Source organism: Metapseudomonas boanensis (genome assembly GCF_042232855.1).
Classification (GTDB): domain Bacteria; phylum Pseudomonadota; class Gammaproteobacteria; order Pseudomonadales; family Pseudomonadaceae; genus Metapseudomonas; species Metapseudomonas boanensis.
Map to the genome: position 1 here is coordinate 3,961,682 of NZ_CP113889.1, position 21,508 is coordinate 3,983,189.

Annotated in this window: 20 protein-coding genes, 3 tRNA genes and 1 pseudogene; 14 read left to right on the top strand and 10 right to left on the bottom strand. The window is 59.7% G+C overall.

What is annotated here, in order from left to right:
* Positions 1–7: 7 nt before the first annotated feature.
* Entirely contained in the window at positions 8–958 is a 951-nt protein-coding gene (trxB, locus tag OXH74_RS18500) for a thioredoxin-disulfide reductase (protein WP_375738264.1), read from the bottom strand.
* 233 nt (positions 959–1,191) lie between these two features.
* Here trxB and ftsK point away from each other — a divergent pair, with 233 nt between their 5' ends.
* The 6 genes from ftsK (at position 1,192) to cysG (ending at position 8,790) form a co-directional block, all read left to right on the top strand.
* Positions 1,192–3,603 (top strand): DNA translocase FtsK, encoded by a 2,412-nt coding sequence (gene ftsK / locus OXH74_RS18505; protein ID WP_375738265.1) that lies wholly within the window; start codon positions 1,192–1,194, stop codon positions 3,601–3,603.
* A gap of 30 nt (positions 3,604–3,633) precedes the next feature.
* Positions 3,634–4,260: an outer membrane lipoprotein chaperone LolA gene (gene lolA, locus OXH74_RS18510; protein WP_375738266.1), complete on the top strand. Its 627-nt coding sequence runs from the start codon at positions 3,634–3,636 to the stop codon at positions 4,258–4,260.
* A 12-nt stretch (positions 4,261–4,272) separates the two neighbouring features.
* The gene (locus OXH74_RS18515; RefSeq protein ID WP_375738267.1) at positions 4,273–5,598 is read left to right on the top strand and encodes a replication-associated recombination protein A; all 1,326 of its coding nucleotides are present in this window, start codon (positions 4,273–4,275) and stop codon (positions 5,596–5,598) included.
* Positions 5,595–5,969: a fluoride efflux transporter CrcB gene (crcB, locus tag OXH74_RS18520; protein WP_375738268.1), complete on the top strand. Its 375-nt coding sequence runs from the start codon at positions 5,595–5,597 to the stop codon at positions 5,967–5,969. Before OXH74_RS18515 ends, crcB begins: the two co-directional genes overlap by 4 nt.
* Before the next feature lie 16 nt (positions 5,970–5,985).
* Positions 5,986–7,266, top strand: coding sequence for a serine--tRNA ligase (serS, locus tag OXH74_RS18525; RefSeq protein ID WP_375738269.1), 1,281 nt, complete (start codon positions 5,986–5,988; stop codon positions 7,264–7,266).
* A gap of 123 nt (positions 7,267–7,389) precedes the next feature.
* The gene (gene cysG, locus OXH74_RS18530) at positions 7,390–8,790 is read left to right on the top strand and encodes a siroheme synthase CysG (RefSeq protein WP_375738270.1); all 1,401 of its coding nucleotides are present in this window, start codon (positions 7,390–7,392) and stop codon (positions 8,788–8,790) included.
* On the opposite strand, the gene OXH74_RS18535 is transcribed toward cysG, so the two are convergent.
* The 7 genes from OXH74_RS18535 to OXH74_RS18565 form a co-directional block, all read right to left on the bottom strand.
* On the bottom strand, positions 8,769–9,794 hold the full coding sequence (locus OXH74_RS18535; protein WP_375738271.1) for a glutathione S-transferase family protein: 1,026 nt from the start codon (positions 9,792–9,794) through the stop codon (positions 8,769–8,771). The genes cysG and OXH74_RS18535 overlap by 22 nt on opposite strands.
* An 84-nt stretch (positions 9,795–9,878) precedes the next feature.
* Positions 9,879–10,862, bottom strand: a complete 984-nt coding sequence (locus tag OXH74_RS18540) for a glycosyl transferase family protein (RefSeq protein ID WP_375738272.1) — start codon at positions 10,860–10,862, stop codon at positions 9,879–9,881.
* A complete protein-coding gene (locus OXH74_RS18545; RefSeq protein ID WP_375738273.1) occupies positions 10,859–11,194 on the bottom strand; it encodes a TusE/DsrC/DsvC family sulfur relay protein in 336 nt (111 codons plus the stop codon). The genes OXH74_RS18540 and OXH74_RS18545 overlap by 4 nt, the downstream gene beginning before the upstream one ends.
* Complete coding sequence (gene tusB, locus OXH74_RS18550) at positions 11,191–11,493, bottom strand: sulfurtransferase complex subunit TusB (RefSeq protein ID WP_375738274.1); 303 nt, start codon at positions 11,491–11,493, stop codon at positions 11,191–11,193. The genes OXH74_RS18545 and tusB overlap by 4 nt, the downstream gene beginning before the upstream one ends.
* Entirely contained in the window at positions 11,493–11,849 is a 357-nt protein-coding gene (tusC, locus tag OXH74_RS18555; RefSeq protein ID WP_375738275.1) for a sulfurtransferase complex subunit TusC, read from the bottom strand. Before tusC ends, tusB begins: the two co-directional genes overlap by 1 nt.
* Position 11,850: 1 nt before the next feature.
* Positions 11,851–12,243 carry a sulfurtransferase complex subunit TusD gene (gene tusD / locus OXH74_RS18560; protein ID WP_375738276.1) on the bottom strand — a complete coding sequence of 131 codons (393 nt, stop codon included), beginning with the start codon at positions 12,241–12,243 and terminating at the stop codon, positions 11,851–11,853.
* Positions 12,244–12,359: 116 nt separating this feature from the next.
* The gene (locus OXH74_RS18565) at positions 12,360–13,028 is read right to left on the bottom strand and encodes a Bax inhibitor-1/YccA family protein (RefSeq protein WP_215369851.1); all 669 of its coding nucleotides are present in this window, start codon (positions 13,026–13,028) and stop codon (positions 12,360–12,362) included.
* A 174-nt stretch (positions 13,029–13,202) separates the two neighbouring features.
* On the opposite strand from OXH74_RS18565, the gene OXH74_RS18570 reads away from it, so the two are divergent.
* The 8 genes from OXH74_RS18570 (at position 13,203) to OXH74_RS18605 (ending at position 19,942) form a co-directional block, all read left to right on the top strand.
* A tRNA-Ser gene (locus tag OXH74_RS18570) sits at positions 13,203–13,290 on the top strand.
* Positions 13,291–13,861: 571 nt separating this feature from the next.
* Positions 13,862–15,643, top strand: a complete 1,782-nt coding sequence (locus OXH74_RS18575; RefSeq protein WP_375738277.1) for a multicopper oxidase family protein — start codon at positions 13,862–13,864, stop codon at positions 15,641–15,643.
* 41 nt (positions 15,644–15,684) lie between these two features.
* Positions 15,685–16,311 (top strand): SCO family protein, encoded by a 627-nt coding sequence (locus OXH74_RS18580; RefSeq protein WP_375738278.1) that lies wholly within the window; start codon positions 15,685–15,687, stop codon positions 16,309–16,311.
* Between the two features lie 307 nt (positions 16,312–16,618).
* Positions 16,619–17,263 (top strand): UvrY/SirA/GacA family response regulator transcription factor, encoded by a 645-nt coding sequence (uvrY, locus tag OXH74_RS18585; protein ID WP_375738279.1) that lies wholly within the window; start codon positions 16,619–16,621, stop codon positions 17,261–17,263.
* A gap of 1 nt (position 17,264) precedes the next feature.
* Positions 17,265–19,088 carry an excinuclease ABC subunit UvrC gene (uvrC, locus tag OXH74_RS18590; protein WP_375738280.1) on the top strand — a complete coding sequence of 608 codons (1,824 nt, stop codon included), beginning with the start codon at positions 17,265–17,267 and terminating at the stop codon, positions 19,086–19,088.
* Positions 19,089–19,120: 32 nt separating this feature from the next.
* Positions 19,121–19,681, top strand: coding sequence for a CDP-diacylglycerol--glycerol-3-phosphate 3-phosphatidyltransferase (gene pgsA / locus OXH74_RS18595; RefSeq protein WP_375738281.1), 561 nt, complete (start codon positions 19,121–19,123; stop codon positions 19,679–19,681).
* 69 nt (positions 19,682–19,750) lie between these two features.
* Positions 19,751–19,826 (top strand) — tRNA-Gly (locus OXH74_RS18600).
* A 42-nt stretch (positions 19,827–19,868) separates the two neighbouring features.
* Positions 19,869–19,942: transfer RNA gene (locus tag OXH74_RS18605), tRNA-Cys, on the top strand.
* Positions 19,943–20,040: 98 nt separating this feature from the next.
* On the opposite strand, the pseudogene OXH74_RS18610 reads toward OXH74_RS18605, so the two are convergent.
* A pseudogene (locus OXH74_RS18610) lies at positions 20,041–20,382 on the bottom strand (integrase); the annotation flags it as partial.
* A gap of 34 nt (positions 20,383–20,416) precedes the next feature.
* Complete coding sequence (locus tag OXH74_RS18615; protein ID WP_375738282.1) at positions 20,417–21,346, bottom strand: malate dehydrogenase; 930 nt, start codon at positions 21,344–21,346, stop codon at positions 20,417–20,419.
* Positions 21,347–21,508: the final 162 nt, after the last annotated feature.

The following is a 21,508-nucleotide window of genomic DNA, read 5'->3' on the forward strand; positions in this document are numbered from 1 at the left end:
GAGCCTGTCAGTTGTCGTCGAGGAACTTTTCGGCGTCCAGGGCGGCCATGCAGCCCGAACCTGCCGAGGTGATGGCTTGGCGGTAGATGTGATCTGCTACGTCACCGGCAGCAAACACGCCCGGGATGCTCGTTGCCGTGGCGTTGCCTTCGGAGCCGCCCTTGACCAGCAAGTAACCGTCGCGCATTTCCAGTTGGCCGTGGAACAGGTCGGTGTTCGGCTTGTGGCCAATGGCGATGAACACGCCGGCCAGCGCCAATTCCTTGGTTGTACCGTCTACGGTGCTCTTCAGTCGGACGCCGGTCACGCCGCTGGCATCGCCCAGCACCTCGTCGAGGGTGTGGTTCCAATGCAGGCGGATGTTACCGTTTTCAGCCTTTTCGAACAGTTTGTCCTGAAGGATCTTCTCGGAGCGCAGCTTGTCGCGACGATGGATTAGATGGACTTCCTTGGCGATGTTTGCCAGGTAGAGTGCCTCCTCGACCGCGGTGTTGCCGCCGCCGATCACGCAGACCACCTGGTTGCGATAGAAGAAACCATCGCAGGTCGCGCAGGCGGAAACGCCTTTACCGGCAAAAGCCTCTTCGGATGGCAGGCCGAGGTATTGCGCTGATGCGCCAGTAGCGAGGATCAGGGCGTCGCAGCTATAGGTGCCGCTGTCGCCCTTCAGGACGAACGGGCGGGTCTGCAACTCTGCCGTATGGATGTGGTCGTAGACAATCTCTGTGTCGAAGCGCTCGGCATGCTTTTGCATACGCTCCATGAGTGCTGGACCTGTGAGTCCTTCGACGTCACCGGGCCAGTTGTCCACTTCAGTAGTGGTGGTCAATTGGCCGCCGGGCTGGATACCAGTAATCACGACAGGCTTGAGGTTGGCGCGCGCAGCATAGACGGCAGCGCTGTATCCAGCCGGGCCGGAGCCCAGAATGATCAATCGGGAATGCTTGACTTCGCTCATAAAAAGGCCTCATAAGTCTTTGTCACGAAAGAGAATGCATGCTCCAATTGAGCATCACACAAATCGTTGCCGGCTATGCTACACCGAAGCATGAGACAGCGGCAAAACGCTGCGGCCACTGCCCGGCGTGCGTGGCATCGCGCGGCCAAACCCGTACAATGGGCGGCAGTTGCGGCCGGCATGATGCCCTCACCGACTCTTGAACGCGCCCAGGGCGCAGGAAAAGACGCGTTTTGAAGAACTCCACGACCAGAGCCCAGACGCCCGTCTGGCGCCAGCAATTGCATTATCGCCTCAAGGAAGGTGCGTTGATCGCGCTGGGCGCACTGTGCCTCTACCTCTGGATGGCACTGCTGACCTACGACTCTTCCGACCCGGGCTGGACGCACACCAGCAACGTCGAGCAAGTGCAAAACGCGGCTGGACGCCTCGGGGCCTGGTTCGCAGACATCCTGTTCATGGCTCTGGGCTATTTCGCCTATGTGTTTCCGCTGCTCCTGGCCGTCAAGACGCTCCAGGTGTTCCAGCATCGCCACGAGCCGATCGACTGGAGCGGCTGGTTGTTCTCCTGGCGGCTCATAGGACTGGTTTTCCTGGTGCTTTCCGGGGCGGCGCTCGCGGATATCCATTTCCAGGATCATGCAGGGTTGCCAGCCTCGGCAGGTGGTGCGTTAGGCGAAAGCCTCAGCCACCTTGCGGTCGCGGCGCTCAATGTGCAGGGCAGCACATTGCTGTTTTTTGCCTTGTTCCTTTTTGGCCTGACCGTATTCACCGACTTGTCGTGGTTCAAGGTGATGGACCTCACGGGCAAGATTACCCTCGACCTCTTCGAGTTGATCCAGAGCGCGGTGAACCGCTGGTGGAGTGCCCGTGCCGAACGCAAGCAGCTGGTGGCGAAGTTGCGTGAGGTGGAAGATCGGGTTAGTGAGGTCGCAGCTCCGGTCATCGCGGACCGCCGCGAGCAGGCCAAGGTCAAGGAACGCTTGATCGAGCGAGAGGAGGCGCTGACCAAGCACATGACCGAGCGCGAGAAACGCCCGGCTCCTGTGATCGCTGCGCCGCCGCCGCCCAAGCCCACCGAGCCAAGCAAGCGGGTGCAGAAAGAAAAGCAGGCACCGCTGTTCATCGACTCGGCCGTGGAAGGCACTCTTCCGCCGATTTCCCTGCTGGATGTGGCTGAGAAAAAGCAGAAGAGCTACTCGCCCGAGTCCCTGGAGGCGATGTCCCGCCTGCTTGAAATCAAGCTGAAGGAGTTCGGCGTTGAGGTTCTGGTGGAGTCGGTCCATCCGGGACCGGTGATTACCCGCTTCGAGATCCAGCCGGCGGCCGGGGTCAAGGTCAGTCGCATTTCCAACCTGGCCAAGGACCTTGCGCGCTCACTGGCAGTTATCAGCGTGCGCGTGGTGGAAGTGATTCCTGGCAAGACCACAGTGGGGATCGAGATCCCCAATGAGGACCGCCAGATCGTGCGCTTCTCCGAAGTGCTGTCTTCGACCGAGTACGACGATGCCAAGTCCCCCGTCACTCTGGCCCTTGGTCATGATATTGGTGGTAAACCGATCATCACCGACCTGGCGAGAATGCCTCACCTGCTGGTGGCTGGTACGACCGGTTCTGGTAAGTCGGTTGGGGTCAACGCCATGATCCTGTCGATCCTGTTCAAGTCCACGCCCGAGCAGGCGCGGATGATCATGATCGACCCGAAGATGTTGGAACTCTCCATCTACGAAGGCATTCCGCACCTGCTTTGTCCGGTGGTCACTGACATGAAGGAGGCCGCCAACGCGCTGCGTTGGAGCGTGGCCGAGATGGAGCGGCGCTACAAGCTGATGGCCGCCATGGGGGTGCGAAACCTCGCCGGCTTCAACCGCAAGGTCAAGGATGCCGAAGAGGCGGGCACACCGCTCACCGATCCCCTTTACCGTCGCGAAAGCATGGACGACGAGGCGCCGTTGCTGAAGACGCTGCCGACCATCGTCGTTGTAGTCGACGAGTTCGCCGACATGATGATGATCGTCGGCAAGAAGGTTGAGGAGCTGATCGCGCGTATCGCCCAGAAGGCTCGTGCAGCCGGCATCCACTTGATCCTGGCGACCCAGCGCCCCTCCGTTGATGTGATCACGGGCCTGATCAAGGCCAACATCCCGACCCGGATGGCCTTCCAGGTTTCGAGCAAGATCGACTCGCGCACCATCCTTGACCAGGGTGGTGCCGAGCAGCTGTTGGGCCACGGCGACATGCTCTACCTGCCGCCGGGGACCGGCCTGCCGATTCGCGTGCATGGAGCCTTCGTGTCCGATGATGAGGTGCACCGCGTGGTTGAGGCCTGGAAGCTGCGCGGCGCTCCAGACTACATCGAGGATATTCTGGCTGGCGTGGAGGAGGGCGGTAGCGGCTTCTCCGGCAGCGGAGAAGGTGGCGAAGGCGGTAGTGAAGGCAGCGAGGACGACCCGCTGTATGACGAAGCTGTGCGCTTCGTGGTCGAAAGCCGTCGCGCTTCGATTTCTGCCGTGCAGCGCAAGCTGAAGATCGGCTACAACCGGGCCGCACGCATGATCGAGGCGATGGAGATGGCCGGCGTCGTGAGCGCCATGAACGGCAACGGTTCGCGCGAAGTTATCGCGCCAACTCCGATGCGCGATTGATTCGAAACCGATTTCTTGACGAGGATTTCCATGCGACTGATCCGCATGCTGCTGATAGCTGTACTGGGTCTTGGCGCCCTGCAGGTGCAGGCCGATGACAAGGTGGCCATCAGCCGCCTGACCGAAATGCTGAACAATGCACAGACCATTACCGGGCGTTTCTCCCAGCTGACTCTGGACGGCTCCGGGACCCAGCTTCAGGAAACTTCCGGCGAACTCTCACTCAAGCGTCCGGGCCTGTTCCGCTGGCACACCGACGCGCCGATGGAGCAGTTACTGGTTTCCAATGGTGAGAAGGTCTGGCTCTACGATCCTGATCTGGAACAGGTCACCATACAGGCCCTCGACCAGCGTTTGACCCACACTCCGGCGTTGCTGCTTTCTGGTGATGTCTCGAAGATCAGCGAGAACTTCGACATCACTCACAAAGAGGGCGGCGACGTGGTGGACTTCATCCTCAAGCCCAAGGCCAAGGACACACTGTTCGACACCCTTCGCCTTTCGTTCCGCAGCGGTGTGATCAATGACATGCAGCTGATCGACAGTGTCGGCCAGCGCACCAACATTCTGTTCCTCGGGATCAAGATGAATCAGGCGATCGACACTGCCCAGTTCAACTTCAAGGTCCCTGAGGGCGCCGACGTCATTCAGGAATAAGCTGCTTTGCCCATGGACCTGTTCCGCTCCGAACCTATCGCTCAGCCGCTGGCCGCGCGTTTGCGCGCGACCAGTCTGGACGAGTACGTCGGGCAGGAGCACCTGTTGGCTCCCGGTAAGCCGCTGCGCGAGGCGCTGGAACAGGGGGCGCTTCACTCGATGATTTTCTGGGGGCCTCCAGGTGTCGGCAAAACCACCCTGGCCAAGCTCCTGGCGCAGGTTACCGATGCGCATTTCGAGACCATTTCCGCAGTGCTCTCCGGCGTCAAGGAAATACGCCAATCGGTGGAGATGGCCAAGCAGCAGGCAGCTCAGTACGGCCGCCGCACCATTCTCTTCGTTGACGAAGTCCATCGATTCAACAAGTCGCAGCAGGATGCGTTCCTGCCGTACGTCGAAGATGGCACGCTTATCTTCATCGGCGCCACGACCGAGAATCCTTCGTTCGAGCTGAACAACGCATTGTTGTCCCGGGCCCGCGTCTATGTGCTCAAAAGCCTGGATGAGCCTGCCCTGCGTAAGCTGGTGGCGCGCGCGCTCAGCGAGGACAAGGGGCTCGGCAAGCGGCGCCTCAGATTGCCTGAAGAGAGCTTTGGCATCCTCATGGCGGCTGCTGATGGTGATGGTCGTCGACTGCTCAACCTGTTGGAGAATGCCGCGGACCTGGCCGAGGACGGCGGCGAGATGGGTGTCGAGCTGCTCCAGAACCTTCTGGGTGACAGCCGGCGTCGATTCGACAAGGGCGGTGAAGCGTTTTACGACCAGATTTCGGCTCTGCACAAATCGGTTCGGGGCTCTGACCCAGATGCGGCGCTCTACTGGTTTGCGCGAATGCTCGATGGTGGATGCGACCCACTGTATATCGCCCGCCGGGTGGTGCGCATGGCCAGTGAGGATATCGGTAACGCTGACCCACGGGCCCTGAGCCTGTGCCTGTCTGCCTGGGATGTCCAGGAACGCCTGGGTAGTCCCGAGGGAGAGCTTGCAGTGGCCCAAGCCATCGTTTACTTGGCCTGCGCACCCAAAAGCAATGCCGTATACATGGCTTTCAAGGCTGCAATGCGCGACGCTGCAGAGAACGGTTCGCAGGAAGTCCCGCTGCACCTGCGCAATGCGCCGACCCGGTTGATGAAGGAGCTTGGCTATGGCGAAGAGTATCGCTATGCCCACGATGAGCCCGAGGCCTATGCAGCCGGTGAGGATTACTTCCCCGAACACCTGGAACCACGTCGTTACTATCAGCCCGTGCCGCGAGGCCTGGAGCTGAAAATTCGTGACAAGTTGCAACACCTGGATGCGCTGGATCGGGCCAGCCCGTGGCAAAGGAGAAAGCCTTGACCGGGCTCATCCTCGCAGTTGCTGCCGGTGGCGTAGCCGGAACCCTGTTGCGTTTTGCCGCCGGCAATCTCATCGCAGCCTACTGGCCACGCTACTTCTACGCCGGTACCCTTGCCGTCAATATCGTCGGCTGCTTTCTGATCGGTTACCTCTATGGGTTGTTCCTGGTGCGCCCGGACGTGCCTGTGGAGGTCCGCTCCGGGCTCATGGTCGGATTCCTGGGTGGCCTGACGACTTTTTCATCCTTTTCCCTCGATACGCTGCGTTTGCTGGAAAGCAGCCAGATGCCGTTGGCACTGAGCTACGTGACGCTGAGCGTATTGGGCGGCCTGCTCGCCACCTGGGCGGGCTTGATACTGACGAAACTCTGATAGACGAGAACCTGACATGCTCGATGCCAAACTGGTCCGTACCCAGACTCGGGAAATCGCGGAACGCCTCGCCACCCGTGGCTTTGAACTGGATGTAACGCGCCTGGAAACGTTGGAGAACCAGCGCAAGGCCGTGCAGACTCGCACTGAACAGCTGCAGGCTGAGCGCAATGCCCGTTCCAAGTCCATCGGTCAGGCCAAGCAGCGCGGCGAAGACATTGCACCGCTGCTGGCCGACGTGGATCGCATGGGCACCGAGTTGGACGAGGGCAAGCGTGAGCTGGAGAACATCCAGGCCGAGCTGGACAACTTGCTGCTGAACATCCCGAACCTGCCGCACGAGTCGGTGCCGGTTGGCGAAGATGAAGGCGCGAACGTCGAGGTTCGTCGCTGGGGCACTCCGCGCAGTTTCGACTTCGAAATCAAAGACCATGTGAGCCTGGGCGAGCAGCACGGCTGGCTGGACTTCGAGACCGCTGCCAAGCTCTCTGGCGCTCGCTTTGCCTTGTTGCGCGGCCCTATCGCCCGCCTGCATCGTGCCCTGGCGCAGTTCATGATCAACCTGCACACCGCCGAGCATGGCTACGAAGAGGCTTACACCCCCTACCTGGTGCAGGCGCCTGCGTTGCAGGGTACAGGCCAGCTGCCGAAGTTCGAGGAGGACCTTTTCAAGATCTCCCGCGAAAACGAAGCCGATTTCTACCTGATTCCCACGGCGGAAGTCTCGCTTACCAACATCGTGGCCGGTGAAATCCTTGAGGCCAAGCAACTGCCGCTGAAGTTCGTTGCGCATACCCCGTGCTTCCGCAGCGAAGCTGGTGCGTCTGGCCGTGATACTCGCGGAATGATCCGCCAACACCAGTTCGACAAGGTCGAGATGGTGCAGATCGTCGAGCCGTCGAAGTCCTATGAAGCGCTGGAAAGCCTGACCGGTAACGCCGAGCGCGTACTGCAGTTGCTTGAGCTGCCTTACCGCGTGCTGGCCTTGTGCACGGGTGACATGGGCTTCGGTGCTACCAAGACCTATGACCTGGAGGTCTGGGTGCCGAGCCAGGACAAGTACCGCGAGATTTCGTCTTGCTCCAACTGCGGTGACTTCCAGGCGCGCCGCATGCAGGCGCGCTACCGCAATCCGGAAACCGGCAAGCCGGAGCTGGTGCATACCCTGAATGGCTCGGGCTTGGCAGTTGGCCGGACCCTGGTGGCGGTGCTGGAAAACTATCAGCAAGCAGACGGCAGCATCCGTGTGCCGGAAGCGCTTAAACCCTACATGGGCGGCATCGAAGTCATCGGCTGAGTGCCAAGTCCCCACATTGTGTGGGGCTGATGGAAAGGATCTCTGCCCGCGTTGCGACCTGGTTGCCCGCGGGCGGTCATCGTTGAACTCGCCCTAAACCTGTTAACGCAAGAAGGCCTGTCTATGGATTTCCTACCGCTGTTCCACAATCTTCAGGGGCGCCAGGTGCTTGTGGTCGGTGGTGGCGAGGTCGCGCTTCGCAAAGCGCGGCTGTTGGTTGATGCGGGAGCCCGATTGCAAGTGGTGGCGCCTGAACTTGACGAGCAGCTCGTGGAGATGGCCGTTGCAAGTGGCGGTCAATGTCACCAGCGTGGCTACGATGTAGTAGACCTCGATGGCTGCGGCCTGGCTATAGCGGCAAGCGATGACGAGGCCTTGAATGCACAGGTCTCGGTCCACGCCCAGGCGCGTGGTATTCCAGTCAACGTGGTGGATGCGCCGAGGCTCTGCAGCGTGATTTTCCCGGCCATCGTCGACCGCTCCCCACTGATCGTGGCGGTATCCAGCGCGGGCGACGCGCCGGTGCTCGCCCGACTGATCCGGGCCAAGATCGAGACCTGGATTCCCGCCACTTATGGTCAGCTCGCCGGGTTGGCAAAGAAGTTCCGGGACCAGGTAAAGGCATTGCTCCCGAATGTGCAGCAGCGCCGGGTGTTCTGGGAGGAGGTGTTCCAGGGGCCCATTGCGGATCGGATGCTATCTGGCCAGGCGACAGAGGCCGAACGCTTGCTCGCCGAGAAAGTAGCCGGCGGAGCGCCAAAAGCGCTAGGCGAGGTCTATCTGGTTGGCGCTGGCCCAGGGGATCCCGATCTGCTCACGTTCCGCGCACTGCGTCTGATGCAGCAAGCTGACGTGGTGCTCTATGACCGCTTGGTCGCGGCGCCAATAATCGAGCTCTGCCGGCGTGATGCGGAGCGGATCTACGTCGGCAAGCGCCGCGCTGATCATGCAGTCCCTCAGGACGAGATCAACCGGCTTTTGATTGAACAGGCGAAGCTCGGCAAGCGCGTGCTTCGCCTTAAGGGCGGTGACCCGTTCATTTTCGGCCGTGGCGGCGAAGAAATCGAAGAGCTGGCGGCCAATGGCATTCCTTTCCAGGTGGTCCCGGGGATTACGGCGGCGTCTGGTTGCTCGGCCTATGCTGGGATACCACTGACCCATCGAGACTATGCCCAGTCCGTTCGCTTTGTCACCGGACACCTGAAGGATGGCAGTTGCGATCTGCCATGGGCCGATCTCACTGCCCCGGGCCAGACGCTGGTGTTCTACATGGGGCTGGTCGGGTTGCCGATGATCTGTGAGCAGCTGGTCAAGCATGGACGCTCGGTGGATACGCCCGCCGCACTCGTCCAGCAGGGCACCACCAGCAAACAGCGAGTCTTCACCGGCACCTTGGCCAACCTGCCGAAGCTGGTGGCTGAGCATGAGGTCCACGCCCCGACCCTGGTGATTGTCGGCGAAGTGGTGAGATTACGCGACAAGCTGGCCTGGTTCGAGGGCGCTCAGGGCAATGCCCGAGCTTGACTCAGCGCCGGTTGCACTCTGCGCCCTGGCGGCAGATGATCGCGATCATGCGGAGCCTCGAAAGTCTGTGCAGGCCCCAAAGGGATCACGCCGGTTGGGTTGATGGTGCGATGGCTCGCGTAGTAGTGGCCTTTGATATGGGTGAAATCCACCGTCTCTGCCACGCCTGGCCATTGGTACAGCTCTCGCAGCCAACCTGATAGGTTGCGATAGTCAGCGATCCGCTTCAGGTTGCACTTGAAGTGGCCGTGATATACAGCGTCGAAGCGGATCAGGGTAGTGAACAGTCGCCAGTCTGCTTCAGTGAGGCGCTCGCCTGCCAAGTAGCGTCGACGTTCCAATAGGGCGTCCAAATAGTCGAGCTCCTCGAACAGTGTCTGGAATGCCTCGGCATAGGCCGTTTGTGTCGTGGCGAAGCCAGCGCGGTAGACACCGTTGTTCACTGCCGGGTAGATCCGCTCGTTCAGGGCATCGATCTCGCCCCGAATTGACTCGGGGTAGAAATCCAACCGGTTGCCAGTGAGGTGGTCGAAGGCACCGTTGAACATGCGGATGATTTCAGATGACTCGTTGCTGACGATACGACCCGACTGTTTGTCCCAAAGCAAAGGCACCGTGACACGGCCGCTGTACTCGGGGCTATCCAGGGTGTAGCGCTGGTGGAGGAAATCAAGTCCGTCCAGCTTGTCGCCCGTTGAGCCGAAGGCCTGGTCGAAGGTCCAGCCATTTTCCAGCATCAGCCAGCTGACGACTGAGACATCAATGAGTGACTCCAGGCCTTTGAGTTTGCGGAATATCAGGGTTCGATGGGCCCAGGGGCAGGCCAGTGATACATAGAGGTGGTAACGACCAGCTTCGGCCGGAAATCCGCCAACACCCGAAGGTCCAGGTTCACCGTGAGGGGTTATCCAGTTACGCCGCCGGGCGCTTTCTCGCTGGAAGCGTCCATCCTTGGCGGTGTCGTACCACTTGTCATGCCATTTACCGTCAACGAGCAGGCCCATGAGCTGTCTCCGAAATTGTGTTCGGTCTCAGTCTATCGGGCGCTGCTCGATAAAAAAGCGCAAATAACCGGGCTTAACTATCGATCAGACTGATCTCTTGCGGATATCCCAGCGACGCTGGGCTTCCTCGAAGGCCTGTTCGCGTTCGTAGCCTAGGCCGCGCAGGGCAAGCGCCATGGTGGAGATGACAGCAAGGCGGCCGTAATGGTCTTCGGCCTCACCATTCCATACGGTTACTAATTGCGCGGCGTCCAAGCGCTCTGGTTTGACGTGACGTTGGGGGGAGAGTGCCGGCCATTCCTCATCCCAGGCCTTGCCAGTGGTGGTGCCGTAAAGGTGGCACGTACCGTCGGGATTGACCTCGATCTCGCCGCCTTCGCCCTTGATGACAATGGCGTGGTCACCTAGCAGTTGGCTAGCTTCGCGATGGACCGCCTGGTAGCCAGGGTGGAAGATGCTCTGCAGCCCGCAGCGAGCCTGGAGCGGATTGAGGATGCGCGCCAATGAGTGAATCGGTGAGCGTAGCCCGAGGGTGTTGCGCAGGTCGATCATCCGCTGAAACTGGGGCGCCCAGGCGCTGAGTGGTATGAAGGCCAGTCGACGTTCGTCCAGGGCTTCGGCGACCTCCGTCCAGTCCATGCACAGTGGTATATCCAGCAAGTCCAGCAACTGCTCGCTGTAGAGGCGCCCTGCGGTGTGGGCTCCGCCGCCGTGGAGCAGGATGCGAACTCCGGAATCAGCCAAAGCCCTCGCGGCGAGCAGGTACCAGGGCAGGTGGCGTTTCTTGCCGGCGTAGGTGGGCCAATCGAGGTCCACGGCAATTTCGGGTGCTGGGTTGCGTTGGCGGAAGGCTTCAGTGAAGCCGGCCAGTTCCTCCGCATTTTCTTCCTTGTGCCGCAACAACATCAGGAAGGCGCCGAGCTGCGTATCTTCGACCGCGCCATCGAGCAGCATGCCCATGGATTCGCGGGCTTCTTCGCGGGTCATGTTGCGGGCGCCGCGCTTGCCCTTGCCGAGGATGCGCACGAATTGGGCGAAGGGATGTTCTGGAGGAGTGACGAGGTTCATAGGCAATTGGTCGGTTTCGGCAGGCCGGCGAGCTTGGCGGCAAGCTTGGCCGGGGCGCCCTTGAAGAGGCGGTTTAGGTGGAGGCTGTTGCCCTTTTCCGGGCCGAGCTTTTGCGCGACGTACTTCACCAGCGGGCGGTTGGCCGGCGAGAGCTGGAACTCCGCATAGAACCTGCGCAATAGCTCGATGATCTCCCAATGCTCCGGCTGCAGCTCCAGCTCTTCTCGTTCAGCCAAAGCTCTGGCGACAGCTGGGTTCCAGTCCCCGAGTTCCTGCAGGTAACCGTCCTTGTCCAGCGCGATGCTGTGGCCGTCGATCAATAGTTCGTTCATAGCCAGCTGTTGACCTTGTCGTAGTGGCAGCAGAGGTCGACGAAGGCGGGGTAATCCAGAACTTGCAGGCGTGTCGGCAGGTCCCGGATGGCGCGTGCTTCGAGGTCTTCAGCCAATGCATACAAGGCAATCAGGTCGGGCATCAGCTCCAGGGCCTGGCGGGGGGGGCTGCCAGGCTGCAGGGCATAGACGGCATCGCCGGTAAGCAGCAGAGCATCCTGTGGCCCCAGCAGGCGCAGGCAGCTGCCTAGTCGACCGTCAGTGAACGGGGAGTGAGAAAGTATGTGCAGGGTGGCCATCAGAGTGTGATCACCTGGTCGTAGCGGTCGATAAGGGCGGTGAGTGCACTGTCGTCCAGCACCTCCACCGCAAGGTTCAAGGTGGCCGCGTCGAGTCCACGCTCTTGCAGGCTCTGTGCCGATACGTAGAGCGACTCTACACCGAAAAGCGGCAGCGCCTGGAGGTTGGCGGTAAGGTCTTTCTGCTGCAGGGAGCCCGGCTTTTGGCTCGCCACCAGCTGGAAGACGCCATCATCGAGGAACAGCATGCCCAGCGGCAGGTCGAAGGCGCCGCCGGCCAGGGCGATGTCCAGGGTCTCGCGAGCGCCAGGCCCGGTCCAGGGGGCCTGGCGGGTAATGATCAGCATCGACTTCATTTCAATTGCCCCCGAAACAGACCAGGCGGTCCGCCAGTTGCGCTGCCTCGTGCAACTGGCCGAGGCCGGACAACTCCCAGCCCTCGGCCAGATTGGCGGCGGGTCTGTCGTAGCGTTGCGCCTCTTCGGAGTTGAGCACGCCCCGACGGAGCGCTGCGGCAATGCAGACGATGCCATCGAGTCGGTGCTCGCGGACGAAACGGCTCCACTCCGAGGAAAAGTCCAGCTCGTCCTGTGATGAAACCACGTTCGCCGACGCGCTGTGCACGCCATCCTGGTAGAAGAACAGGCGCACGATTTCGTGACCTCCCTCCAGCGCTGCCTGGGCAAAGCGCAGGGCGCGCCGGGAGGAGGGCGCGTGGGGTGGAGCGAAGAGGGCAATGGCGAATTTCATGGACGCTTCGAAACTAGGATTGGGAACGAATGGAATGATACGGCAGACGTTGCCATTTGCCGTTGCAGAGACAGAAAAAAGCCCGCCGAGGCGGGCTTTTCTGCTTGCGCTGTCGATCAGTCGTCGCTGCTGAACACACCGATCAGCTGCAACAGACTGATGAACAGGTTGTAGATCGACACATACAGACTGATGGTGGCCATGATGTAGTTGCGCTCGCCACCGTGGATGATCGCGCTGGTCTGGAACAGGATGCAGACCGAGGAGAAGACCACGAAGCCTGCGCTGATCGCCAGCTGTAAGCCGCTGATGTTGAAGAACAGGCTCACCAGCGTTGCACCAATCAGGACGAAGAAGCCCGCGGTTATGAATCCACCCAGGAAACTCATGTCCTTGCGGGTGGTCAGCACATAGGCGGACAGGCCGAAGAACACCAGCGCTGTCATGGCAAATGCGGAGCTGACGACCTCGCCACCATTGGGCATGCCCAGGTACATGTTGAGGATTGGGCCAAGGGTGTAACCCATGAAACCGGTCAGGGCGAAGGTCGAAACCAGACCCCAGGCGGAATCACGCAGCTTAACCGTCAGGAAGAACAGGCCGTAGAAACCGATCAGCACCACGAAGATGCTTGGGTACGGTACGCGCATCTGTTGAGCGACGTAGGCAACCAGACCGCTGAACGCGAGCGTCAGGGCCAGAAGGCCGTAGGTATTGCGCAGGACGCGGCTGACCTCCAGCTGTTCGGCCTGGGCCTGGTTGAGGGCGTAGTTCTGTTGATTCATCGCGACACTCCCGAAATTGGATTTCCGTGACCTCAGTCAGGGAATGAGCATAACAGAGAGCCTTGCATGTTGAATTGCAAGAGTTTGACAGCGTGTTGCGTTCCGGTACTATGGCGGCCCGCGCAAGCGGAGGTTTCAAGGCAGCGATGTTGAGAACCTCTGTACGACGCATTTGGAAGCGTGGCCGAGTGGTTTAAGGCAGCGGTCTTGAAAACCGCCGACGGGCAACTGTCCTAGAGTTCGAATCTCTACGCTTCCGCCATATTTTAGCGTCAAAAGCCCCGTAAATCGGGGCTTTTGCGTTTCTGGGCTGCTGGTAGCCATCTCGCTCCTCTGTCTGGCTCCTGATCATGTCGAAGCCTAACCACTTAACCGCTAGTTCGCTCAGTTCGCTCAGTACGCCAGTGCGGCGCATCGCTTCGACCACCTCCTTCAGTCGGCCGGCAAATTCCGCTCGCCGGGTTCGATTACCGCTGCCTGGGGTGCCCCGTACAACGGTTTGCCGACAACTTTGACCGCCGCCCCCTGTTTGGCAGATCCATGATCATCTGCAGGTAATTGATAACAGCGTTCATCTCCTCGCCACGCCACCTGACAGCTTGAGATACGTCTACTTAACGGATTTCAGGTCAGCCGACAGGCGAGCCAAAACGCCGACGACTGATGATTTACATTTTGATACAAATGCATTTAAGTCGTGTTATTGACGTTTTGCGGCGCTAATCCAACGAGCAAACGCTCAATTGGCCGAAATTATCACTGGTGCAGCTGTTCCCAGAAGCGCCGAATACGGTGCCATCTCCAGTGCTGAGCGGCAGCTAGTGGAGATAGTCATGAAACGCCTTGAGAGCGAGCACGCGACGAATCGCCTGGAGGATTCGAACGGGAGGGAGGACAGAAGGACATTCTTGAAACTGACGGCAGCGACGATGGCGGCGCCGCTACTCTTGAATGGTCGACAGGCTCGCGCGGTGACCGTGCCCATCATTCCGCCCAGTCCGCCCACGGTGCCTTGGGCTCATGAGCTGCCCAAACAGGTGAGTCCTGCCCCACACGTTGCAGCACTCAATCCGGCACCAACTGAGACGGCAAATATTGCAGCCGGCGAGGCGGGGCGTAATCCGCATCAACGTTGGGCTCAGTTCGCCCCCTATGCGGAGTATTACGAGATCAACGCAACTGAGCGGACCGATTGGGTGTACAGCCCTTCCTATCCGCCACAGCGGATCTGGGGTTATCAGTCGACAATCCCGGATACGACCATGCCCAGTGCGACCTTTCACGGTCACTACGGGCTCCCCATCCTGTGCCGCATCTACAACAAGTTGCCGCAGAATCACGTGGGTTTCGGCACTCCTGAGATCTCTACGCACTTGCACAACTTGCATACCGGATCAGAGAGCGATGGCTTTCCCGGCGACTATTACAGCCCCAACAAGGCTGGACCGACGCTGACTGCCAAAGGAAAGTTCAAGGATCATCTGTATTCGAATGTGTGTGCGGGCTTCGAGGCGCGGCAGGACCTGAAGGGGGACTACAGGGAGGCCTTGGGCACGCTCTTTTATCATGACCATACCCTGGACTTCACAGCGCCCAATTTGTATCTCGGGTTGGCGGGGTTCTACCTCCTGTTCGACGATTTGGATTCTGGTAACGAGGCTGATCCGAGCCCTACTGCGCTTCGCTTGCCGAGTCATCCCTACGACTATCCCTTGAACTTCAATGATCGGCGCTTCGATGCATCCGGCAAGCTGTACTACGACCAGGTAAATCCCGAGGGCGTGCTCGGAGACAAGGTGCTGGTCAATGGTCGCATCGAGCCCGTGCTACGAGTGGCTGCCAGGCGCTATCGTTTCCGCTTGCTGAATACCGGACCGAGTCGCTTCTATGAGCTCTTCCTGGTTTCGCCGAGTGACGTGGTTCAGAAGTTCACCCATATCGGTAACGACGGCAACCTCTTCCCAGCACCGCTGTTAAACCAAACCAGCATCCGCCTGGGCGTTGCCGAGCGTGCCGACATCGTGGTCGACTTCTCCCGCTATCTGATCGGGACCCAGCTCTACCTGGTCAATCGGCTGCGCCAAGAGGAGACCAGGGGGCCGAAGGATGTGAAGGAACCCGGCGTCCGTGTTCTGAAAATCATCGTCGACCGTTACCCGCCGTCCCAGGATCTCAGTCGGGTCCCGAGCGTGTTGCGCCCGTTGCCGCCTATTTCCCAGGCCGAAATCGACTCTGCCCATGTCAGGCGGTGGATCTTTGAAAGAACAAATGGGATGTGGGCGATCAATGGCAAGTTCGTCGACGTAACCAACCCACGAGCACAGATCCCCAAGGGGGCCAACGAGATCTGGGAGCTGGTCAATCCCGAGGATGGCTGGTCGCATCCGATTCACATTCACTTCGAAGAGGGTCGAATCCTCAGCAAGACGATCAAGGGTGTAAACGTGCCGTTAACGCCCCATGACCAGGGGCGCAAGGACGTTTACGTCCTTGAGCCTTTCGCGACGCTACGGGTGTTCCTCCGGTTCCGTGACTACAAGGGCAAGTACGTCATGCACTGCCACAACCTGATCCACGAAGACCACGCCATGATGCTGCGGTGGGACATCGTCTAGAGCGTATCGCGGAGCTTTCCCATTAAGCGGGAGGAAACATCATGAATACGCGGAGAAATCTATTGGTAGGACTGGGGAGTTCAGCCGCCGTTCTTGCGGGTTGGGCAGCGATGCAGGGCGGTACGGAGGAGAGCGGGAGCGATTCGGTTGTCATGCGAGGTGGTGAGGTGTTTCCGAACGTCATACTGGTCACCCATGAAGGGCGAAAGGTGAGGTTTTACGACGACCTGATTCGCGGCAAGGTGGTCGCCTTCAACATGATGTACACGGAGTGTTCGGGCAAATGTCCGACCATGACGGCCAATCTGCTCCGGCTTCAGCAACTGTTGGGCGATCGTGCTGGGCGCAGTGTCTTTATGTACTCCATTACCTTGCAGCCGCTGATGGACACCGCTGAGGTACTTCGGGCTTACGTTGAGAAGCACCGTATCGGTGTAGGTTGGCAGTTCCTGACCGGTGAGCCGGAAGCTGTTGAGGCGGTGCGTTTCAGCCTGGGCTTCTATGACATCAATCCGGAAGTGGATCGCAACTTGAGCAGTCATACCGGGTTGGTCAGGGTGGGAAATGACAACCTTGAGCGATGGACCATGGCGCCGGCTCTGACTGAGCCCATGCACATACTGTCGACGCTCAATCACGTTGATCCGTCTGAAATACTGACAGTTTGATCCGACGGGGAGATCGGCCCGTTCTGTGCTGTGACGGGCCGGTCGTTGTTATGGCTGGTTTGTCGGGGCGGCGTCTGGCGGGGTTGCTCGCGCTTATGATGAAAAAATGCTCTTATAATCGTCGATAATTCGGCATCAGGAACAATTTTTCAGGAATGATGCAGGGTGCCTTGTTCGATATTTTGACGCTTGTGGATTGACGGGCAAGCAATGGGCTCTAGGTGTAACTCGTGTCATTTGCTAATGTGGCGAACATTCAAACAAGCTTGCTGCCACTGCGGCGCGCGATGCACTGAAGAGGTGTCGCTTGATAAGGGTACTGGTGGTCGATGACCACGATCTGGTGAGAACGGGGATAACTCGCATGCTGGCCGATGTAGACGGCTTGCAGGTGGTGGGCCAGGCCGAAAGCGGCGAAGAAGCGATCAAGAAGGCGCGTGAACTCAAGCCGGATGTAGTGCTGATGGACGTCAAGATGCCTGGGATTGGCGGTCTGGAAGCCACCCGAAAACTCCTGCGTAGCCACACAGACCTGAAAGTCGTGGCGGTGACGGCCTGTGAAGAAGATCCCTTCCCGACGCGTCTCCTTCAGGCCGGCGCCGCGGGCTACCTGACAAAGGGTGCCGGGCTGGACGAAATGATCCAGGCGATCCGCCAGGTATTCGCCGGTCAACGCTTCATCAGCCCGCAAATCGCCCAGCAGCTCGCCCTGAAGTCGTTCCAGCCGCAAGCCGGGAGCTCGCCTTTTGATCTGCTCTCGGAGCGAGAAATCCAGATTGCCCTGATGATTGCCAACTGCCAGAAGGTCCAGAGCATCTCCGACAAACTTTGCTTGTCGCCCAAGACGGTGAATACCTACCGCTATCGCATCTTCGACAAGCTGTCGATTTCAAGCGATGTGGAGCTGGCCTTGTTGGCGGTGCGGCACGGCATGGTTGATGCCGTCAGTTAAGATGTCCGAATCATTTGATGCCAGCGCATTTCTTGCCGCATGCAGCGGTCGTCCGGGGGTTTACCGGATGCTCGATGCAAGCGGCAAGTTGCTTTATGTAGGCAAGGCAAAAAACCTCAAGAAGCGCCTCTCCAGCTATTTCCGCAAGTCCGGGCTCGCGCCGAAGACAGCTGCACTGGTGGCTCGGATCGAACAAGTCGAAACGACCATCACCGCCAACGAAACCGAGGCGCTGCTGCTGGAGCAGACGCTGATCAAGGAATGGCGGCCGCCCTACAACATCCTGCTACGGGACGATAAGTCCTATCCCTATGTGTTTCTGAGCGATGGCGAATTTCCGCGACTGAGCATTCATCGTGGCGCCAAGAAGTCGAAGGGGCGCTATTTCGGGCCGTATCCTAGCGCTGGCGCCATACGGGAAAGCCTGGGCTTGCTACAGAAAGCATTTCTGGTTCGCCAGTGTGAGGACAGCTACTACAAGAACCGCACCCGGCCTTGTCTGCAGTATCAGATCAAACGTTGCAAGGCCCCCTGTGTCGGTCTGGTCGAGCCAAATGAGTATGCAGAAGATGTTCGACACTCAGTGATGTTCCTCGAGGGGCGCAGCAATGCCCTGGCCCAGGAGCTGTCCAGTGGAATGGAGCAGGCAGCTCAGCGACTGGACTTCGAGCGGGCAGCCGAGCTGCGTGACCAGGTAGCCCTGCTGCGACGGGTCCAGGATCAGCAGAGCATGGAGGGCGGCAATGGCGATATTGATGTCGTGGCAGCGATCGCCACGGCGGGGGGGGCTTGCGTCCATCTGATCAGTGTTCGAGGCGGCCGGGTTCTGGGCAGCAAGAATTTCTTCCCCCAGGTAGCCATCGAAGAAGAGGCGGGCGATGTGCTTGTCGCCTTCTTGGCCCAGTACTACCTGAGCAACCATGAGCGCGACTTGCCTGGCGAGTTGATCGTCAATGCCGTTCATGAAGACGTTCCGACGCTGATTGCTGCCCTCGCCGAGCTGAAGGGGCGGGAGGTCGTGATCAGCCATCGCGTAAGAGGCACCCGTGCACGTTGGCAGCAACTTGCGGTTACCAATGCCGAACAGGCATTGACTGCTCGTCTGGCCAATCGCCAGCACCTGGCTGCGCGTTTCGATGGCCTGGCCGAGGCACTGAGCCTGGACGAGACGCCTCAGCGCCTGGAGTGTTACGACATCAGCCACTCCAGCGGTGAAGCCACAGTTGCCTCCTGCGTGGTATTCGGCCCGGAAGGGCCGCTCAAGTCGGACTACCGGCGTTACAACATCGAGGGCGTAACTGCTGGCGACGACTACGCAGCCATGCACCAGGCCTTGTCCCGCCGCTTCAGCAAGTTGAAGGAAGGGGAGGGCAAGCTGCCCGACATTCTGCTGGTGGATGGCGGCAAGGGCCAGATGGCCATGGCGCGTGAAGTGCTTCAGGAGTTGGCCGTCCCCGAGCTGATTTTGCTGGGCGTGGCAAAGGGCGTTACCCGCAAGCCAGGCTTCGAGACGCTTTACCTCAATGATGCTACCCATGAGTTCACCTTGCCGGCTGACTCGCCCGCGCTGCATTTGATCCAGCAGATCCGTGACGAGGCGCATCGATTTGCCATCACCGGCCACCGCGCGCGGCGTGGAAAGGCCAGGCGTACTTCGAGTCTGGAGGAGGTGGCGGGGGTCGGGCCGAAGCGGCGTCGAGAGCTTCTCAAGCATTTTGGCGGGCTGCAGGAGCTGACTCGTGCGAGCGTCGAGGAAATCGCTAAAGCGCCGGGTATCAGCAAAAAGCTGGCCGAGTCGATTTATGCGGCCTTGCACAGCGAGTAGAATGCGGCCTTCCTTCGGAATCAGCCGTAACGATGAATATTCCTAATCTGCTCACCGTTCTACGCGTCCTGCTCATACCTGTCTTCATCCTGCTGTTCTATCTGCCGTTCTCTTGGAGCTACCTGGCAGCTAGTGCGGTATTCGCAATCGCCGCCGTGACGGATTGGTTCGACGGTTACTTGGCTCGTCGTTGGCAGCAGAGCACCCCCTTTGGTGCTTTCCTCGATCCGGTCGCGGACAAGTTGATGGTGGCGGTGGCCCTTGTGCTACTGGTGGAAGAGCACCACACGCTGTGGCTGACTCTGCCTGCAGCGATCATCATCGGTCGGGAAATCGTGGTTTCGGCCCTGCGTGAGTGGATGGCCGAACTTGGCGCGCGGGCACATGTAGCGGTTTCCAACTTGGGTAAATGGAAGACCGCGGCACAGATGGCAGCCCTCGTGATTTTGCTAGGCAACCCACCGCAGTTCACCATGTGGGTCCTGGGTGGTTACTTGCTGCTTATCCTGGCGGCCGCTCTGACCCTCTGGTCCATGCTGCAGTATCTCCTGGCTGCCTGGCCGCACCTCAGTACTGACCCGGAGGGAAAATAAAACTTTTTTGAATCAAGGGGTTGACGGGCAGGTACGATCCTATAGAATGGCGCCCGTCACCAAGACAAAGCGGGAATAGCTCAGTTGGTAGAGCACGACCTTGCCAAGGTCGGGGTCGCGAGTTCGAGTCTCGTTTCCCGCTCCAGATTGTAAAGTTGACGCCGCCAAAAGCGGCGTCTTCGTTTAAGGCCGGATGGCAGAGTGGTCATGCAGCGGATTGCAAATCCGTGTACGCCGGTTCGATTCCGACTTCGGCCTCCATCTAAAAAGCCCTGTAGATCAAACATCTACGGGGCTTTTTTCTGCCTGCGAAAAATGTGGTTTCCGCAACTTTCGCAGGCCATTTCCGCAACTCCCCGTCATTTCGTGGGTTCGACGATCTCGCCCACGCGCCGGTAGACCGTCTTCGTGATCTGCTCCTTGGAGTGCCGAAGCAGGCGACTGGCTCGACCCAGGTCGTCAATCTCGCTGGCAGCTTTCGGGCGGATGTCGCGGAACTGGAATTGCCTGATCCGTTCGGCCAGGCCTAGGTCGCAATCTGCCTCTGCCTTCTTGGCGGCTTCGGTGCGTGCCTCATCCCAGCGGTTCCTCAGCATCGGGTAGCTCATGCGCAGGCCGTTTCCATTGGTGATCAGGTAGGAGCCACGAATGCCGTTCAAGGCCCGGCGCTCCAAGAGTTCATCAATGAACGTGCCGAGCCCCCCTTGCGCCCAACCCCCCCTCATATACCCCCGCTCACAAAGCATTCATTTCAGCAATATCACGCACCACCTGATCTGCAGAACGGTCGAACATCGCCTGCTCCTGTGCATCCAGAGACAACTCGATCACCCGCACAACCCCCTCCGCTGCCAGCACACAGGGGACACCCATGGCAATACCTGTTCGCCCGTACTCGCCCTCGAGAATCGCGACCGCCGGCAAAATGCGGTTCCGTCCATTGGCGATAGCATCCACCATCTGTGCAATTGCTACGCCCGGAGCATCGCAGGCGCTCCCCAGCTTCTTCAAACCCAGAATCTCGCCGCCACCCTGACGTGTGCGCTCCACAATCCGCTCTATCTGCTGACTGGACAGGAAGTGAGACAGCGGCACCGAACCGACCGCACAGTATCGCATCAGCGGCACCATGCTATCGCCATGCCCTCCCAGCACCAGCGCCGTGATATCCCGAGCAGAAAACCCTGTCTCCTCGGCAATGAAACACTTCATGCGCGCTGTATCCAAAACCCCCGCCTGCCCGAACACCCTGTCGCGTCCCAGCCCGCTGAGACACCAAGCCCGATAGGTCAGCACGTCGACCGGGTTCGACACCACCAACACCGTCGCCGCCGGAGCATGACGATTAATATCCAGCATGATGCTATCGAGAATTGGTAGATTGATACTCAATACGTCCTGGCGCGACTGACCAGGCTTGCGGGGCACACCCGCCGTAATCACCACCAGGTCAGAATCCTGAAGCAACTCGGCATTGGACCCGCCGTAAACCCTGGTATCAGAACCTGACTCAACTGCCGCCTGCCAGACGTCCAGCGCCTTGCCCTGTGCCAACTCACCCTGCACATCAATCAACATCAACTCACGACAGAACTCTTCCCGGGCGATGATCTGAGCCGCCGCCTCACCCACCATGCCGACACCCACAATTGATAGCTTGTTCACCTCACACCTCCCCGCGGCGCGCGCCGCCAGCAACACGCCCACCTTTGCAGAAAAGTATTACCCGCTAATGCAAAAAGACCACTCGAAGGTGGCCGAAGCCGTCGCTGATGGGCAGTCCTGGCCCCAGGACATCTCTCCTGCCGACGTTTGCTGGGCAAGTCA

What these genes read in the sequence shown, in the direction of transcription:
- OXH74_RS18535 (WP_375738271.1), bottom strand. Translation starts at nt 9,794, where the DNA reads ATGGGCCTGCTCGTTGACGGTAAATGGCATGACAAGTGGTACGACACC.
- OXH74_RS18515 (WP_375738267.1), top strand. Translation starts at nt 4,273, where the DNA reads ATGGACCTGTTCCGCTCCGAACCTATCGCTCAGCCGCTGGCCGCGCGT.
- tusB (WP_375738274.1), bottom strand. Translation starts at nt 11,493, where the DNA reads ATGGCCACCCTGCACATACTTTCTCACTCCCCGTTCACTGACGGTCGA.
- OXH74_RS18545 (WP_375738273.1), bottom strand. Translation starts at nt 11,194, where the DNA reads ATGAACGAACTATTGATCGACGGCCACAGCATCGCGCTGGACAAGGAC.
- tusC (WP_375738275.1), bottom strand. Translation starts at nt 11,849, where the DNA reads ATGAAGTCGATGCTGATCATTACCCGCCAGGCCCCCTGGACCGGGCCT.
- uvrC (WP_375738280.1), top strand. Translation starts at nt 17,265, where the DNA reads ATGTCCGAATCATTTGATGCCAGCGCATTTCTTGCCGCATGCAGCGGT.
- cysG (WP_375738270.1), top strand. Translation starts at nt 7,390, where the DNA reads ATGGATTTCCTACCGCTGTTCCACAATCTTCAGGGGCGCCAGGTGCTT.
- OXH74_RS18540 (WP_375738272.1), bottom strand. Translation starts at nt 10,862, where the DNA reads ATGAACCTCGTCACTCCTCCAGAACATCCCTTCGCCCAATTCGTGCGC.
- OXH74_RS18565 (WP_215369851.1), bottom strand. Translation starts at nt 13,028, where the DNA reads ATGAATCAACAGAACTACGCCCTCAACCAGGCCCAGGCCGAACAGCTG.
- OXH74_RS18580 (WP_375738278.1), top strand. Translation starts at nt 15,685, where the DNA reads ATGAATACGCGGAGAAATCTATTGGTAGGACTGGGGAGTTCAGCCGCC.
- pgsA (WP_375738281.1), top strand. Translation starts at nt 19,121, where the DNA reads ATGAATATTCCTAATCTGCTCACCGTTCTACGCGTCCTGCTCATACCT.
- serS (WP_375738269.1), top strand. Translation starts at nt 5,986, where the DNA reads ATGCTCGATGCCAAACTGGTCCGTACCCAGACTCGGGAAATCGCGGAA.
- OXH74_RS18575 (WP_375738277.1), top strand. Translation starts at nt 13,862, where the DNA reads ATGAAACGCCTTGAGAGCGAGCACGCGACGAATCGCCTGGAGGATTCG.
- trxB (WP_375738264.1), bottom strand. Translation starts at nt 958, where the DNA reads ATGAGCGAAGTCAAGCATTCCCGATTGATCATTCTGGGCTCCGGCCCG.
- lolA (WP_375738266.1), top strand. Translation starts at nt 3,634, where the DNA reads ATGCGACTGATCCGCATGCTGCTGATAGCTGTACTGGGTCTTGGCGCC.
- tusD (WP_375738276.1), bottom strand. Translation starts at nt 12,243, where the DNA reads ATGAAATTCGCCATTGCCCTCTTCGCTCCACCCCACGCGCCCTCCTCC.